Annotated in this window: 12 protein-coding genes; 5 read left to right on the top strand and 7 right to left on the bottom strand. The window is 60.0% G+C overall.

What is annotated here, in order from left to right; translation table 11 throughout:
- Positions 1-126: 126 nt before the first annotated feature.
- Positions 127-1,590, bottom strand: coding sequence for a glyceraldehyde-3-phosphate dehydrogenase (locus CXF97_RS12535; RefSeq protein ID WP_101158759.1), 1,464 nt, complete (start codon positions 1,588-1,590; stop codon positions 127-129).
- A 354-nt stretch (positions 1,591-1,944) separates the two neighbouring features.
- Here CXF97_RS12535 and mfd point away from each other — a divergent pair, with 354 nt between their 5' ends.
- Genes mfd through CXF97_RS12550 form a run of 3 tightly spaced genes read left to right on the top strand, consistent with a single transcriptional unit; the run spans position 1,945 to position 8,673 of the window.
- Positions 1,945-5,394 carry a transcription-repair coupling factor gene (mfd, locus tag CXF97_RS12540; protein WP_101158760.1) on the top strand — a complete coding sequence of 1,150 codons (3,450 nt, stop codon included), beginning with the start codon at positions 1,945-1,947 and terminating at the stop codon, positions 5,392-5,394.
- Positions 5,395-5,404: 10 nt separating this feature from the next.
- Positions 5,405-5,971 (top strand): CsiV family protein, encoded by a 567-nt coding sequence (locus CXF97_RS12545; RefSeq protein WP_101158761.1) that lies wholly within the window; start codon positions 5,405-5,407, stop codon positions 5,969-5,971.
- Between the two features lie 11 nt (positions 5,972-5,982).
- Positions 5,983-8,673, top strand: a complete 2,691-nt coding sequence (locus tag CXF97_RS12550; protein ID WP_101158762.1) for a DEAD/DEAH box helicase — start codon at positions 5,983-5,985, stop codon at positions 8,671-8,673.
- A 123-nt stretch (positions 8,674-8,796) separates the two neighbouring features.
- Here the strand turns inward: CXF97_RS12550 and CXF97_RS12555 are convergent, their stop codons facing one another.
- The 4 genes from CXF97_RS12555 to CXF97_RS12570 all read right to left on the bottom strand — a co-directional run bounded on the left by CXF97_RS12555 (position 8,797) and on the right by CXF97_RS12570 (position 14,726).
- The gene (locus CXF97_RS12555; RefSeq protein ID WP_101158763.1) at positions 8,797-12,090 is read right to left on the bottom strand and encodes a DEAD/DEAH box helicase; all 3,294 of its coding nucleotides are present in this window, start codon (positions 12,088-12,090) and stop codon (positions 8,797-8,799) included.
- 9 nt (positions 12,091-12,099) lie between these two features.
- Positions 12,100-12,837 (bottom strand): S-methyl-5'-thioinosine phosphorylase, encoded by a 738-nt coding sequence (locus CXF97_RS12560; RefSeq protein WP_101158764.1) that lies wholly within the window; start codon positions 12,835-12,837, stop codon positions 12,100-12,102.
- 12 nt (positions 12,838-12,849) lie between these two features.
- The gene (nagZ, locus tag CXF97_RS12565; protein ID WP_101158765.1) at positions 12,850-13,860 is read right to left on the bottom strand and encodes a beta-N-acetylhexosaminidase; all 1,011 of its coding nucleotides are present in this window, start codon (positions 13,858-13,860) and stop codon (positions 12,850-12,852) included.
- A gap of 158 nt (positions 13,861-14,018) precedes the next feature.
- A complete protein-coding gene (locus CXF97_RS12570; RefSeq protein WP_016775489.1) occupies positions 14,019-14,726 on the bottom strand; it encodes a TetR/AcrR family transcriptional regulator in 708 nt (235 codons plus the stop codon).
- Between the two features lie 229 nt (positions 14,727-14,955).
- On the opposite strand from CXF97_RS12570, the gene lexA reads away from it, so the two are divergent.
- Positions 14,956-15,564, top strand: coding sequence for a transcriptional repressor LexA (gene lexA / locus CXF97_RS12575; protein ID WP_016775490.1), 609 nt, complete (start codon positions 14,956-14,958; stop codon positions 15,562-15,564).
- A 10-nt stretch (positions 15,565-15,574) separates the two neighbouring features.
- Positions 15,575-16,048: an SOS-induced cell division inhibitor SulA gene (sulA, locus tag CXF97_RS12580; RefSeq protein ID WP_101158766.1), complete on the top strand. Its 474-nt coding sequence runs from the start codon at positions 15,575-15,577 to the stop codon at positions 16,046-16,048.
- A gap of 97 nt (positions 16,049-16,145) precedes the next feature.
- Here sulA and CXF97_RS12585 read toward each other — a convergent pair whose 3' ends face one another.
- Together CXF97_RS12585 and CXF97_RS12590 are read right to left on the bottom strand one after the other, a co-directional pair.
- Positions 16,146-16,379 (bottom strand): hypothetical protein, encoded by a 234-nt coding sequence (locus tag CXF97_RS12585; protein ID WP_003226592.1) that lies wholly within the window; start codon positions 16,377-16,379, stop codon positions 16,146-16,148.
- Between the two features lie 106 nt (positions 16,380-16,485).
- Positions 16,486-17,010, bottom strand: coding sequence for a DUF6586 family protein (locus CXF97_RS12590; protein WP_101158767.1), 525 nt, complete (start codon positions 17,008-17,010; stop codon positions 16,486-16,488).
- Between the last annotated feature and the right edge of the window lie 100 nt (positions 17,011-17,110).

A 17,110-nucleotide genomic window follows, 5' to 3' on the forward strand; every position in this document is an offset into this window, starting at 1 on the left:
GGACGCTCCGCGTTCCAATGGGACGCAGAGCGTCCCGGGCTGCATTCCCACGCAGAGCGTGGGAACGATCACTCCACAAACAAAAACGCCCCGACACAGGTCGGGGCGTTTTCATTTTGCTAAGGCTTAGCGTGGGAACGCTGGCGGATTTACATCAGCCATGTCTTCCATCACGCGAACCACCTGGCAGCTGTAACCGAACTCGTTGTCGTACCAGACGTACAGCACAACGCGGTTGTCTTGCACGATAGTGGCTTCAGCGTCCACCACACCGGCGTGGCGCGAGCCAACGAAGTCGGTGGAAACTACTTCCTGCGAATTGACGAAGTCGATTTGCTTGTGCAGATCGGAGTGCAGCGCCATGTAGCGCAGGTACTCGTTCATCTCTTCACGGGTGGCGGCTTTCTCAAGGTTCAGGTTGAGAATGGCCATCGACACGTTTGGCGTCGGAACACGAATCGCGTTACCGGTCAGCTTGCCGGCCAGCTCAGGCAGGGCCTTGGCAGCAGCGGTGGCAGCACCGGTCTCGGTGATCACCATGTTCAGCGCGGCGCTGCGACCACGGCGATCGCCCTTGTGGAAGTTGTCGATCAGGTTCTGGTCGTTGGTGTACGAGTGAACGGTTTCGACGTGACCATTGATGATGCCGAACTTGTCATTTACGGCCTTGAGCACTGGCACGATGGCGTTGGTGGTGCAGGAAGCAGCCGAGACGATCTTGTCATCAGCGGTGATTTCACCGTGGTTGATGCCGTGAACGATGTTCTTCAGCTTGCCTTTGCCGGGTGCGGTCAGAACAACGCGGTCGATGCCCGGGCACGCCAGGTGCTGACCCAGGCCATCGGCGTCACGCCATACACCGGTGTTGTCCACCAGCAGCGCGTCTTTGATGCCGTACTGGGTGTAATCCACTTCGGTCGGGTTCTTCGCGTAGATCACCTGGATCAGGTTACCGTTGGCGGTGATGGTGTTGTTTTCTTCGTCGATGGTAATGGTGCCGTTGAACGAACCGTGTACCGAATCGCGACGCAGCAGGCTGGCGCGTTTGGTCAGGTCGTTCTCGGCGCCTTTGCGCACGACGATGGCGCGCAGACGCAGGCCGTCGCCACCACCGGTTTTCTCGATCAGGATGCGCGCCAGCAGACGGCCGATACGACCGAAGCCGTAAAGAACAACGTCGGTGCCTTTGCGGGCCGAGGCGTTCTGCTGACCAACCACGTCCGCCATCTCTTCACGCACGAACTGCTCGGCGCTGCGGCCGTTGCCTTCGTTGCGGAATTTGAACGCCAGCTTGCCCAGATCCACCGACGCCGCGCCGAGCTTGAGCTCGCTCATGGCCTTGAGCAGTGGGAATGTTTCGTGGACGGAGAGTTCGCTGTCGTCCGAAGAACGGTGGCGAGCAAAGCGGTGAGCTTTGAGAATCGCGATGACAGACTGGTTGATCAGGCTGCGGCCATAGATCGAGCTAACCACGTTGTTATTGCGGTAGAGCTGACCGATAAGCGGGATCATCGCTTCTGCGAGTGCTTCACGGTCGATCCATTCACCAAGACACTGGTCGGGCTTCTGAGTCACGGTAACCTTCCACATGTAGGGGCAGAAAAAAGGGGCTACATTATGCCGCCGACAAGCCCTTTCAGCAATGCGCGCTTGTCGCGCAATCGGTAACAAAATTCCGTTCAAAAAATTTACGCCCTTCTCCAGCCCAGTAAAACCGGGGCTTTCAGGACAGTCAATTTTTCGACGACTGTTAGACGATGTCTGTAACCCTCCGTAACACCGCCCGGTTTCGGCACTACATAACCACGAAAAAAGTGCTCGTTTTTATGGTTACCACTACATTTCGTCCAAACCGTGAAGATAGACGCAGTCTGCAACTGACAGGCGGCACCGGAGGCCGCTACAATTACCGACTTTGTCGCAACGCCTGGAGCTCAACCTTCCGTGCCTGTTCTGCGTCTACCGCTACTCCCTGCCGAGGCAGGTAAACAGCACTGGGGCAATCTGCCCGGTGCCGCCCTCAGCCTGGCGATTGCCGAAGCTGCAAGCGCTGCCAAGCGCTTTACCCTGCTGCTGACCGCCGACAGCCAAAGTGCCGAACGGCTGGAACAGGAGCTGAGTTTCTTCGCCCCGGATTTGCCCGTGCTGCATTTCCCCGACTGGGAAACCCTGCCCTACGACCTGTTCTCGCCGCACCAGGACATCATCTCCCAGCGCATCGCCAGCCTCTATCGCCTGCCAGAACTGGCTCACGGCGTGCTTGTGGTACCGATCACCACTGCCCTGCACCGACTGGCGCCAACCAAATTCCTGCTTGGCAGCAGCCTGGTGCTCGATATCGGCCAGAAACTCGACGTCGAACAAATGCGCGCGCGGCTCGAAGCCAGCGGCTATCGCTATGTCGACACGGTGTATGAGCACGGCGAGTTCACCGTACGCGGCGCGCTGATCGACCTGTTCCCGATGGGCAGCAAGCTGCCGTACCGCATCGACCTGTTCGATGACGAAATCGAAACCCTGCGCACCTTCGATCCGGAAACCCAGCGTTCGATCGACAAGGTCGAGTCGGTCAAGCTGCTGCCGGCCCGCGAGTTTCCATTGCAGAAAGACGCAGTCACCCGCTTCAAGGCGCGCTTTCGCGAGCGCTTCGACGTCGACTTCCGCCGCTGCCCGATCTTTCAGGATCTGAGCAACGGCATCACCCCGGCCGGCATTGAGTACTACCTGCCGCTGTTCTTCGACGAAACCTCGACACTGTTCGATTATCTGCCCCAGGACACCCAAGTGTTCTCGCTGCCCGGTATCGAGCAAGCGGCGGAAAATTTCTGGAACGACGTGCGCAATCGTTACGAAGAACGCCGCGTCGATCCTTCGCGTCCTTTATTGCCACCGGCCGAGTTGTTCCTGCCGGTAGAAGACTGCTTCGCGCGCTTGAAGAACTGGCCACGGGTTGTTGCCAGTCAACAGGACGTTGAAAGCGGCGTTGGCCGTGAGCGCTTCCCGGCGCACGCGCTGCCGGATCTGGCCATCGAAGCCAAGGCCACGCAACCGCTGGCGGCGCTGGCCGGCTTCCTCGAGGAATTCCCCGGTCGCGTGCTGTTCACCGCTGAATCGGCGGGGCGTCGCGAAGTCCTGCTGGAACTGCTGGAACGCCTGAAACTGCGGCCGAAAACCGTCGATAGCTGGCCGGATTTCGTCGCCAGCAAGGATCGTCTGGCGATCACCATCGCCCCGCTCGACGAAGGCCTGGTGCTCGACGACCCGGCGCTGGCGCTGGTGGCGGAGAGTCCGCTGTTCGGTCAGCGCGTCATGCAACGCCGCCGTCGTGAGAAACGCAGCGACGTCAGCAATGACGCGGTGATCAAGAACCTCACCGAGCTGCGCGAAGGCGCACCGGTGGTGCATATCGATCACGGTGTCGGGCGCTATCTGGGCCTGACGATTCTGGAAATCGACAATCAGGCTGCAGAGTTCCTCACTCTCGAATACGCCGAAAACGCCAAGCTCTATGTGCCGGTGGCCAACCTGCACCTGATCGCGCGCTACACCGGCAGCGACGATTCGCTCGCGCCGCTGCACCGCCTCGGCTCGGAAACCTGGCAAAAAGCCAAGCGCAAAGCCGCCGAACAGGTGCGCGACGTCGCGGCCGAACTGCTCGACATTTATGCCCGTCGCGCCGCCCGTGAAGGTTATGCCTTCGCCGATCCGAAGGCCGATTACGCAACCTTCAGCGCCGGCTTCCCTTTCGAGGAGACCCCGGATCAGCAAGCGACCATCGAGGCCGTGCGCGAAGACATGCTCGCGCCGAAACCGATGGATCGTCTGGTCTGCGGCGACGTTGGCTTCGGCAAGACCGAAGTGGCCATGCGCGCCGCGTTCATCGCCGTGCACGGCGGTCGGCAGGTGGCGATTCTGGTACCGACCACCCTGCTCGCCCAGCAGCACTACAACAGTTTCCGCGACCGCTTCGCCGACTGGCCGGTGACGGTCGAAGTGATGAGCCGTTTCAAGTCGGCCAAGGAAGTCAACGCGGCGATCGCCGATCTTGCGGAAGGCAAGATCGACATCGTCATCGGCACGCACAAGCTGCTGTCCGACGACGTGAAGATCAAAAACCTCGGGCTGGTGATCATCGACGAAGAGCACCGCTTTGGCGTGCGCCAGAAAGAACAGCTCAAGGCCCTGCGCAGCGAAGTCGACATTCTGACCCTGACCGCGACGCCGATTCCGCGCACGCTGAACATGGCGGTGTCGGGGATGCGCGATCTGTCGATCATCGCCACGCCGCCGGCGCGTCGCCTGTCGGTGCGCACTTTCGTCATGGAGCAGAACAAGAGCACGGTCAAGGAAGCCCTGCTGCGTGAACTGCTGCGTGGCGGTCAGGTTTACTACCTGCACAACGATGTGAAGACCATCGAGAAGTGCGCCGCCGACCTCGCCGAACTGGTGCCGGAAGCGCGCATCGGTATCGGCCACGGGCAGATGCGCGAACGTGAACTCGAACAGGTGATGAGCGACTTCTACCACAAGCGCTTCAACGTGCTGATCGCCTCGACCATCATCGAGACCGGCATCGACGTGCCGAGCGCCAACACCATCATCATCGAGCGCGCCGACAAGTTCGGCCTGGCCCAGTTGCACCAGTTGCGTGGTCGTGTCGGCCGCAGTCACCACCAGGCCTACGCCTACCTGCTGACGCCGCCGCGCCAGCAGATCACTTCCGACGCGGAAAAGCGTCTGGAGGCGATCGCCAATACCCAGGACCTCGGCGCCGGTTTCGTCCTGGCCACCAACGACCTGGAAATCCGTGGCGCCGGCGAACTGCTCGGCGATGGTCAGAGCGGGCAGATTCAGGCCGTCGGTTTCACCCTGTACATGGAAATGCTCGAGCGCGCAGTGAAGTCGATCCGCAAAGGCGAGCAGCCGAACCTCGATCAACCGCTTGGTGGCGGTCCGGAAGTCAATCTGCGGGTGCCGGCGCTGATTCCGGAAGATTATCTGCCGGATGTCCATGCGCGGCTGATTCTGTATAAACGCATCGCCTCGGCCACCGACGAGGAAGGTCTGAAGGATCTGCAGGTCGAGATGATCGACCGTTTCGGCCTGCTGCCGGAGCCGACCAAGAACCTGGTGCGGATCACCGCGTTGAAATTGCAGGCCGAAAAGCTTGGCATCAAGAAAGTCGATGGAGGGCCACAAGGCGGACGCATTGAGTTCGAAGCGCAGACGCCGGTTGACCCGATGACCCTGATCAAGCTGATTCAGACGCAGCCCAAACGCTACAAGTTCGAAGGCGCGACGATGTTCAAATTCCAGGTGCCGATGGAGCGTCCGGAAGAACGTTTCAATACTGTCGAGGCGCTGTTTGAGCGTCTCATCCCGAAATCCGCTTGAAGGACGCCCAATGCGCCTGTTTCGCTCTGTGACTTTGTTGCTCGCACTTGCAGCACCGACGGCGTTTGCCGATGACACTTATCAGGTCGAAATGATCCTGGTGCGCCAGAATGCCGTGCCAGCGATTGTCAGCCGCGCCGCCCCGGAAGACTGGGCGGCTGGCGCTCAGCGTCTGGGCAACGACAGCCAGCGCACGCCGGCGCTGAATGATGTAGTGAGCAAACTCACCGCCAGCGGCGAGTACACCGTGCTGATGCACAAAGCCTGGCAGCAGACCCTCGGCGAAGCGCCGGCGAAAGTTGCAGTGAGCGAAGGTCAGGAACAGTTCGGCCAGTTCCCCATCGAGGGCACGCTGGAAATGAAACTCGGCCGTTTCACCGACGTGACCGCCGATTTCTGGGTCAATCAGATCGACGCCAATGGCCTGGTGACGGCCAGTGAGCGTCTGCGTCAGGACAGCCATACCAAGAACGGCCAGCTCAACTACCTCGACAACGGCCACTTGGCGCTGCTGATCAAGATCACTTCCCTGACCGCACCAGCGCCTCGCGAAGCGCCTGAAGTCGTGCCGGACTGATCGAAGTCCTTATGCCGCCACCCCTGAGCAAACCGCTGGCCCCGTCGTGGGTCAGCCGATTCAAAGAACAGAGTCTGGAGCGCGGCCGCCGCTACGCTTTGGAGAATCGAGTGCGCATCGCCCAGATCGGCGATGCGACCATCACCGCCAGTTGCGAAGGTTCTGGCGGTAGCGTTTACCGGCAGACCATCCATCTGCGCGAATCGGCCAAAGCCACCCTGCTACTGGTCGACGCCACCTGCACCTGCCCGGTGCGCAGCAACTGCAAACACTGCGCTGCGGTGCTGCTGAAAATCCAGGAAACCCTCGACTACCCCGCCGCCGCGAAAGATGCCGAACTGCTGGAAAAACTCCAGGCCGTGCTGGAGAACCGCAGCCCGAAAGCGCCGCCACAGGTACTGGTGGATAATGTGCAACCGGTGCCGCGCCTGTGGCTGGCGAGCGCCGAGTTCAGCGCCTTCGAGCCGCGCAACGGCAAGATGCAGCGCTACATTCAACACCGCGCGGCGCTGTCGTTCAGCTATCTGGACGAATACGTCAGCGGGCAAAAACACAGCGATATCCTGATCCGTCAGGAAGCCCAGACCCTGCGGATAAAACGCCACCCGGATGTCGAACAGTCCTACCGCGAACAGTTGCGCATCCTCGGTTTCCGCATCGCCACCCGGCAGAGCAAAGCGCTGCCGGAAAGCGCCGGCGAACTGTATGAAATGGTCAACGACAGCGCCTGGCTGACCTTCACTCTGAATGACCTGCCAAAGTTGCGCAGCCAGGGCTGGGAGTTGCAGATCGATGAAGAATTCGGCTTCGACCTGACCGCCGTCGACGACTGGTACGCCACGGTCGAACAGGCGCCGGAGCGCGACTGGTTCGATCTGGAACTGGGCATCATCGTCAACGGTGAACGCCTGAGCCTGCTGCCGATTTTGCTGAACCTGATGCGCTCGCACGCCGAGATTCTCAACCCGGAGCGCCTGGCCCGTCGTCGCGATGACGAGCTGATTCTGGTGAACATTCCGCAACGCACCAGCGAGCATGGGCCGTTGCAAGTGGCGCTGCCGCTTGGCCGCTTGAAGCCGGTATTGATGACGCTGGGCGAGTTCTATTTGCAGGAGCCGGGCGAAACCACCCTGCGCCTGAGCAAGGCTGACGCCACCCGGCTCAATTCGCTGGAAAGCCTGCCGTTGCTTTGGGAAGGCGGCGAGCAGATCCGCACGCTCGCTCAGCGTTTGCGCGACATTCGCGACTTCAGCGCCCAAGCGCCAGACGGTCTGAATGCAACTTTGCGCCCTTATCAGCTCGAAGGCTTGAGCTGGATGCAATCGCTGCGGCAACTGGAAGTCGGCGGCATTCTCGCGGACGACATGGGCCTGGGCAAAACCCTACAGACCCTGGCGCATATTCTCAGCGAGAAGAACGCCGGACGCCTCGATCGTCCCTGCATGGTAGTGATGCCGACCAGCCTGATTCCCAACTGGCTGGATGAGGCTGCGCATTTCACCCCGCAACTGAAAGTGCTCGCCCTATATGGCGCCAGCCGCAAGAAACATTTCGATAATCTGGCCGACTTCGACTTGCTCCTCACCACCTACGCCCTGCTGCCCAAAGATGTCGAACGCCTGGTCATGCAGCCGCTGCACGTATTGGTGTTGGACGAAGCGCAATACATCAAGAACCCCAACAGTAAAGCCGCTCAGGCCGCGCGCGAGCTGAATGCGCGCCAGCGTCTGTGCCTCAGCGGTACACCGCTGGAAAACCATTTGGGCGAGCTGTGGTCGCTGTTTCACTTTCTGTTGCCGGGCTGGCTGGGCGACGTGAAAGGCTTCAATGCCGATTACCGCGTGCCGATCGAAAAGCGCGGCAGCGAAGTCAGACTGCAACACCTCAACGGTCGGATAAAACCGTTTCTTCTGCGCCGCACCAAAGAGCAGGTCGCCACTGAGCTGCCGCCGAAAACCGAGATCATCCATTGGGTCGAACTCAACGAAGCGCAACGCGACGTGTACGAAACCATGCGTTTGGCGATGGACAAGAAAGTCCGTGACGAGATCACTCGCAAAGGCGTGGCACGCAGCCAGATCATCATTCTCGAAGCATTGCTCAAGCTGCGCCAGGTCTGCTGCGATCTGCGCCTGGTCAACGACGCCACCCTGCCCGCGCGCGGCAGCACCTCGGGCAAGCTCGATAGTCTGATGGACATGCTCGATGAATTGTTCGAGGAAGGCCGGCGGATTCTGCTGTTCTCGCAATTCACTTCGATGCTGTCATTGATCGAAGAGGAATTGAAAAAACGCAAGATCGCGTACGCCCTGCTCACTGGCCAGACCCGTGACCGGCGCACACCGGTGAAGGAATTCCAGAGCGGCAAGCGTCAGATCTTTCTGATCAGTCTGAAGGCTGGCGGCGTCGGCTTGAACCTGACCGAAGCCGATACCGTGATTCACTACGACCCGTGGTGGAACCCTGCGACCGAGAATCAGGCGACTGACCGCGCCTATCGCATCGGCCAGGAAAAACCGGTGTTCGTGTACAAGATGATTGCCCGGGGCACGGTGGAAGAAAAGATTCAGCACCTGCAGAAGGAAAAGTCCGACCTTGCAGCGGGCGTGCTGGATGGACGTAAAGCCGGGGACTGGAAGTTGCAGAGCGATGATATTGAAGCGCTGTTTGCGCCGCTGCCGGACAAGATCGACAAGCGTTGAAAGCGGCGTTGCTGGTTAGATAGCTTTTCGCGAGCAGGCTCGCTCCCACACGATCCAGATTCACTGAAGATCAAATGTGGGAGCGAGCCTGCTCGCGAATGGCCACACCGCGGTTCAAACCCTTCAACCTTTGGTAACCGGCAACGGCGCAAACAGCGCCTCGATATCACTCTGTTCCAGTTTGAATCCGCCCGTCGTGCCACCCTCCAGTACCGCCCCGGCCAGCGCCGCTTTCTCCTGCTGCAACGCCTGGATCTTCTCTTCGACGGTGCCTTTGGCAATCAACTTGTAGACGAACACCGGATTGTTCTGCCCGATGCGATACGCCCGATCAGTCGCCTGATTCTCCACCGCCGGGTTCCACCACGGATCGAAGTGAATCACCGTGTCCGCCGCCATCAGGTTCAGACCAGTGCCGCCGGCCTTGAGGCTGATCAGGAACAACGGCACCTTGCCGCCCTGGAAATCCTTGACCGGCGTACGCCGGTCGGTGGTGTCGCCGGTCAGCAGCGAATAACCGAGCCCGCGCTGCTGCAACTCCTGCTCGATCAGCGCCAACATCGAGGTGAACTGCGAGAACAGCAGGATGCGCCGACCTTCGCCGAGCAATTCCTCGAGCATCTCCATCAAGCTGATCAGCTTGCCGCTGCCCGAGCGCAACGCCTTCGCCGTGAGCGGCATATTGACGAGGCGCAGATCGCAGCAGACCTGACGCAGCTTGAGCAGCGCATCGAGGATGATGATCTGACTGCGCGCCACGCCACTGCGGGCGATTTCGTCGCGGACCTTTTTGTCCATCGCCACACGCACCGTCTCATAGACGTCGCGCTGACCATCGCTGAGTTCGACCCAATGAATGATCTCGGTTTTCGGTGGCAACTCGGTGGCGACCTGATCCTTCTTGCGCCGCAGCAAAAACGGCTTGATGCGTGCGGTCAGGTGCTGCATTCGCTGCACATTGCCGTGTTTCTCGATCGGTGTGCGGTAATCGCGGTTGAAGGATTTGCTGTCGCCGAGCCAGCCGGGCATGAGGAAATGGAACTGTGACCACAGCTCACCGAGGTGGTTTTCCAGCGGCGTACCGCTCAAACACAAGCGCTGACGGGCTTGCAAGTCACGGGCGGCCTGGGCGGCTTTGCTCAGCGGGTTCTTGATGTTCTGCGCCTCGTCGATAATCAGCACGCTCCACGACTGCGGCTGCAAGATCTCCAGATCCCTGGGCAGCAATGCGTAAGTGGTCAGCACCAAGTCGTATCCGGCAAGATTGGCGAAGTCTTTTTGCCGCCCTGCCCCGTGCAGCGCCAGGATTTTCAACTGCGGCGTGAAACGCTCGGCCTCGTCGAGCCAATTGGGAATCAGGCTGGTGGGCATCACCGCCAGTGCCGGACACTCCAGACGCCCGGCGTGTTTTTCCGTGAGCAGATGCGCCAGGGTCTGCAGGGTTTTGCCCAGGCCCATGTCATCGCCCAGAATGCCGCCGACCTCCAACTCGCGCAGGGTCTGCATCCAGTTCAAGCCTTCGAGTTGATACGGGCGCAGTTGCGCGTTGAGGCCGGCCGGCGCAGCAACGTGGGCGTGGCTCGAATTCTGCAGACGTTTGGAAAAAGTACGCAGACGTTCGCCGCCCTGCCAATCCAGCGGCACGCCATCGAGCATACTCAGGCGCGCGGCGTCTGGAGCGGTCAAGCGCAGCGCATCACCCTGATGGCCGCCCAGGTACAGCTCGCCCAGCGTCGCCATCAGCGGTTTCACCCGACTCAGCGGCAACGCGACTTTGGCGCCCGCCGGTTCGCCAAAACCGCTGGGCTTGAGCTCTATCAGGAGTCTTTCGTCATCGCTGCGCTGCGCCAGATTTACCGGGTCGAGCAAGCGCGGCTGGGTCCGCAACAGATGCAGAAGGATCGGCAGCAAGCTGTAGCGCTCGCCACTGACGACGATGCCCAACTGCAGATCAAACCACTGATGCGTGGCCTCTTCTTCGACCTCGGCGTACCACTGTTCAACCGGTTGTACATCGAAATGGAAACCGGGACTGAACTCGATTTTCCAATCTGCGGCGCGCAGTGTGGCCAGCCCTTCGTGCATGAACCCGAGCCAGGCGGAATCATCCGGCAAGGTAAACATCTCGCCGGGACGATCCATTGCACTCTTGCGCGTGGCTTTCTTGAAGCCATGTTTTTGCAGGTTCTGGCGCAGCTTCTTTTCCAGCGCAGGTTGACGCTGAATGCGCTGAGTTTCGCTGCCGTTGAGGATCATGACTTCCGGGTTGCGATCCACCGCCGGATGACCGTCGTAGGTAAACAGCAGAGCGGCGCGGTGCTCCAGCACAGACTCCCAGCGCGAGCGTTCTCGACCGCTGACCAAGGTCAGTTGCGGCTGCGGCAGCACGTCATCGATGATCCGTTCGGTGAGCTTGTGTGGTGGCGCAATTTGGGTTGCCGCGCTCATGCGATGGCTGAACTGCATGGCCTGATGCGCCGGAATATCTGGCGCCTGGGTCAAATGGCAGGCGAGCTTTACTTCCAGCTCAGTGAACAGCGGGCCAACCTGTCGCCGTTCACGATCGAGGTAATAAAGCGGCTCCAGCGCCAGCACGGTTTCCTGCGCAGCTTCGGCACTGCTCCATTGCGCGCGGAATCCGCCATCGGCCTGCTCAGCCCAATAGAACTGACCCACGCGTTTCGCCCCCGGTGTCAGCGCTCGCAGGTCTTCGAAGTCGAGGAACAGCCGCGAGGTGCGCAGGAGCATTTCCAGCAGTTCGGCGCCACTGCTGCCTTCCAGCGGATAGCCGCTGTAATAGGCGTGATGGGAATGCATGGCGACCAACAGCCGGGCGATGCGCAGATCCAGCTCAGACAGGTAGCCGGGCTGGCGCATGAGCATTTCCGAGAGCGAGTACATCGGCTTGAACTCGCGTAACTCGCCGCTTTTGAGCTGGTGGACCTTGAAAATATCGAGCAGCCACTTGCCGTTCGCAGACGTCGGTTTGAGCTTGTAAAACAGTTGCGTGCCTGCGGTTTGCGCACTTTCTTCAGCGGGCTTGGCCGGCACGGGAATTGTCGAAAGCCAGTGCTCCAGCGCTCGTCCCAACGGCGTCTGCGCGTCACTTCCAGACGCATCCTGGCCAGTGCCCAGCAGGTGATAGAGCACCGCAGCGCAGTGCTTGCAGTCGATTGCAACAGGACAGCTGCATAGGCAACGCAGGTTTACCGACCCCAGCCGATCTTCGGACAGGTAGATGCTTTGCTCATACGCCTGAAGTTGCGAGCCGACGCAAAACGCCTCTATCTTCTTGTCATCGATCTCGAGGATCTCGACCCGATCATCGGCGGCATAAGCGCGGGCCTTGGCCAACGCCTTGCTACTGAATGCGTGGGTCCATGTCAGCCCTTTGAGCCGCTCGATGAAAATGCTCATGGGCAGTCGTTAGCTGACCAGCACCCGCGCCAGCGTTGATTTTACCTTGCCCATGCCATCGTGCAGTGCCTGCTCGATTTCGGCCATGGTGATCACTTCTGTGGTCTTGCCCGCGGCTGGATTCACCACCAGCGCCAGGCAGGCGTAATCCAGATCCAACTCCCGGGCCAGCGCGGCTTCCGGCATGCCGGTCATGCCAACGATGTCGCAGCCATCACGCTCCAGTCGCACGATCTCGGCGACCGTTTCCAGACGCGGGCCCTGGGTGCAGGCGTACACGCCTTGATCGCTGTATTCGCAGCCTTCGGCGGCGACCGCGGCAATCAGTTGCTGGCGCAACGGCTCGCTGTAGGGAAAGCTGAAATCGATGTGGGTGACGTGTTCCAGATCGTCAGCGAAATAAGTGTGTTCGCGCCCGCTGGTGTAGTCGACGATCTGGTGCGGCACGCAAAAATGCCCGGTACCCATGGCCGGGTGAATCCCGCCCACTGCATTCACCGCGATGATCGCTTCCGCACCCGCCTGCTTCAGCGCCCAGAGGTTGGCGCGGTAATTGACCTTGTGCGGCGGGAAGCGATGCGGGTGACCGTGACGGGCGAGGAACAGCACTTCCTTGCCGGCGTACTCACCAATCTGCACCTCGGCCGAAGGCGCGCCGTACGGGGTGTCGACTGCCAGCGATTGGCGAATGCTCAGGCCTTCGAGCTGAGTCAGGCCAGTGCCACCGATGATTGCGTAAACGGTCATAACGAAAAATCCTTAATCGATCAGTTGAGCGTCTTTGAGCGCGCCGAGGGCGGTGAGCCAACGCGGGTCCTGACGATAATCAGTGCTGGCAAAGGCCTGACCGCGCATCTTCGCGATGCGCGCGGAAGGCTTGACCTTCATGCGCTGCGCCGCGCTTAGCGCCAGTTCGGCAGCGGCGCGATCGTTGCAGACCAGCCCCATATCGCAGCCCGCAGTGAGTGCGGCTTCGATACGGCTGGCAGCGTCGCCGACCACGTGGGCGCCGGCCATCGACAGATCATCGCTGAAGATCACGCCATCGAACTGCAATTCGCCGCGCAGGATGTCCTGCAGCCAGCGTCGGGAAAAACCGGCGGGCTGTGAATCGACTTGCGGATAGATGACGTGGGCCGGCATAACGGCGGCCAGTTGTTGACTGAGTCTGGCGAAGGGCACGAGATCGTTGGCGCGGATCTCGTCGAGACTGCGTTCGTCGTTCGGGATCGCCACGTGGGAGTCGGCTTCGGCCCAGCCGTGGCCCGGGAAATGTTTGCCGGTGGCGGCCATGCCAGCGCTGTTCATGCCGCGAATGAATGCACCGGCGAGCAAGGCTGCGCGCTCGGGATCGCCTTCGAATGAACGGGTGCCGACCACGGCGCTGCGCTGATAGTCCAGATCCAGCACCGGGGCGAAACTAAGGTCGAGCCCGACCGCCAGCACTTCGGTAGCCATGATCCAGCCGCACTGCTCGGCGAGATACTCTGCATTCGGGTTATCGGCGATGGCGCGCATGGCCGGCAGACGAACAAATCCCTGACGCAAGCGCTGCACGCGCCCGCCTTCCTGGTCCACCGCCAGCAACAGGTCCGGACGAATCGCGCGGATCGCGGCGCTGAGTTCGCGCACCTGGCGTGAATGCTCGATGTTACGGGCAAAAATGATCAGGCCGCCCACTTCGGGCTGACGCAACAATTGGCGATCTTCGGCCGTCAGCCAGGTACCGGCGACGTCCACCATCAACGAGCCTTGCAGGCCAGCAGTCATAGAGATTCCTTGAAAACGAAAAACCCGATCCGCCTGTGTTCGCTACCACGGGCAGCGCCGGGACGGCCAACAGAATTCATGCAGATCGGGTTCAGTACGAGAGTCGGCATGGCCGGCTAGCTTAGCGGATACCAGCTGCCGCGCCCACCCGTGCGCGGTCAAACCTTGGCGGCGACCGGCATGGACTTGCTGCGCGGCCGCAATTGCGCGCTGGCCATTGCGGTATCAGTAACGCCGGTCTCGGCGCGCATGCCGGCCGCGAGGAAAGGCACCATCAGGCGCATGACTTGCTCGATGGAGGTATTGACGCCGAAATCGGTCTCGGCAATCGCTCGCAAGGCCTTGATCCCGGACATGCTGAACGCTGCAGCGCCGAGCATGAAGTGCACGCGCCAGAACAGCTCGATTGGTGGAATGCGCGGCGCCGCCTCGTTGACCAGCAGCATGTAGCGGCGGAACACCTTGCCGTACATGTCTTCCAGATAACGCCGCAAGTGACCCTGGCTCTGACTGAACGCGAGGCCGAGCAAGCGCATGAAGATCGACAGATCGTTACCGCTGCGAGGCTGGACGACGAGCGCTTGCTCGACGAGGATTTCCAGCAGCTCTTCAAGCGTCGGCTTGTTTTCCGGCTTGGCCTGGCGGCGCTCCAGCTCTTTGTCAAGACTGACGCAGAACGGACCGAGGAAGCGCGAGAACACAGCTTGAATCAGCGCCTTTTTCGAGCCGAAGTGATAATTCACCGCAGCCAGATTGACGCCAGCTTTGCTGGTGATCAAACGCAATGAGGTTTCAGCGAATCCTTTCTCCGCGAACAACTGCTCGGCAGCATCAAGAATGCGTTCAACGGTTTCCGACTGGGCCATGGCTACTCCGCCTGACAAACACTTGTTTGAAACATACGTTTCAGCCTAAGCCTTGTCAAGCCTGCCGGTTCGTTTTGGGAATGGTCGGTCAGCTATTTAACCACACAAGGCGCCAGCATTAATAAGCGCCCTTCGCGACCGCTCGGCGGGAGGCAAAAAAACGCCCATTGCCAAGACCGCTTCACTGTATATAATCCCAGTCACTGTATAAAAAGACAGAGCGATCAATATGCTAAAGCTGACGCCACGCCAAGCCGAGATTCTGGCCTTCATCAAACGTTGCCTCGAAGACAACGGCTATCCGCCCACCCGTGCGGAAATCGCTCAGGAATTGGGTTTCAAATCGCCAAACGCGGCGGAAGAACATCTCAAGGCCCTGGCCCGCAAAGGCGCGATCGAGATGACCCCGGGCGCTTCCCGCGGCATCCGTATTCCTGGCTTCGAAGCCAAGGCCGATGACTCCACCCTGCCGATCATTGGCCGAGTGGCTGCCGGCGCGCCGATCCTCGCCCAGCAGCACATCGAAGAGTCCTGCAACATAAATCCGACCTTCTTCCATCCGCGCGCCGACTACCTGTTGCGTGTTCACGGTATGAGCATGAAGGACATCGGCATTTTCGACGGTGACCTGCTGGCGGTTCATACCACTCGTGAAGCACGTAACGGCCAGGTCGTGGTTGCGCGTATCGGCGACGAAGTGACGGTCAAGCGCTTCAAACGAGAAGGCAGCAAAGTCTGGCTGATCGCCGAAAACCCCGAGTTTGCCCCTATCGAAGTCGACCTGAAAGATCAGGAACTGGTGATTGAAGGCTTGAGTGTCGGCGTCATTCGCCGCTAAAGGAGGCTCCATGCAGTTCCCACATACACCTCAGCAAACACAACTGCCTTTATTCGAAGCGTTTCTGGCGCAGCCTATGGCGCCGACTCTGAAAGAAGTGGTCGAGCGAGACTGGAACGCCAAACCCGATGCTTTCAGTGAGCTGTCACTGCGTGGTGCCGCCGGGAACTGCCTGAACCTGCTGGCGCCGATTCTGCGTGAGCTCAGCGATGATCAGGACGCTCGCTGGCTGACACTGATCGCACCACCCACCAGCCTGACGCAAACCTGGCTGCGCGATGCGGGTCTGAACCGCGAACGCATCCTGCTGCTGCAACCGCGTGGCACGCAGAGTGCTCAGCAACTAGCGTGCGAAGCGTTGCGCCTGGGGCGCAGCCATACCGTAGTGACCTGGCTCAACCCATTAAATGCCAATTCACGACAACAACTGATCAGCGCCGCACGTACGGGCGAAGCTCAGAGTCTGAACATTCGTTTGGGTTAATTGCCTGGTAATACGCGCTGTGTGAAGCGTAGAGCTTCTCCAGGGACAGAGAAGCAGATTTATAGCGCAAGCGATTGAAACAGGGCCAAAGCGTGGGTCAATGAAGAACTCGCGGCCCTTCTTCCTTATCAAATTCGCCTTCAACCATACGACCTGCCATTTGCACGCCAACGCTCAACATCGCTTTGGCGATTTCAACGTGCTGACCCTGCAGAAACGCTTTGGCATCCTCGGAGAAATCCAGCGTCACCAGAGAACCTTCGTCCTCAGCCCTGCGCAGTTCGATTCGGCCGTCTGGTAACTCGACAATTTCTAGAAAGGACGTTGGCATATAGGTCTGTTCTCCACGAAAGGCAGCAATTATATAGACATCATTCGAGCTCCGCTCGGGATCTTGACCAGCAGCATGTTTCAGATTACCACTGCATCAAACCCCGTCAGCACTCGTTCAAGCCTTCACGGAATCTGATGGCCAAGCCTTTGAGGTTTTGCCGCCAGCTCTCTAGCTCTTCTCGACTCAATTCTTCTGGCGCTTGTTCTTCATCAAGATTGATCGCTTGAATCAGCGGCTGTGTCACGTCGCCTTTCGGTTTGTGTAGCACCTTTGGCGGCTGAAACAGTGCCGCGTGCGCCGCCAACAATTTGGCCAGCCAGGTTTCCGGGTTCCCGGCCAGCTCGACCATTTCCGCCAGCTCCGGGATCGCTATCGATTCCAGCACTTCCCGTTTCAGCAACTCTTCCGCCCTCGGCGTATGGGCCTGCGGCAGACGGTAAAAGCCGGCAATCTCATGACACAAACCCAGCAGTGCGCCATAGAGGTGGAACAACGCTGACTCACGCCCGGCCTGGATCAGCGCCAGAGAATTCATCGCCCGCCCCTCTTCAGCATGAGCCAAAGCTTCCAGTGACAGGCCGGCGAAATAGATCTTCTGGTTGGTACGGGTATAGAGTTCGTGGGCCATGACGGCAGCCTCCACAACGAAATAATTGCTTCACACAGGCCGAACAGTGTCATGGATGAGCCGATACCACTGCAAGCAAAACAAAAAGGCCGCATGAAAT

It is taken from the genome of Pseudomonas sp. Choline-02u-1 (genome assembly GCF_002836515.1).
In the GTDB taxonomy this organism is placed as follows: Bacteria; Pseudomonadota; Gammaproteobacteria; order Pseudomonadales; family Pseudomonadaceae; genus Aquipseudomonas.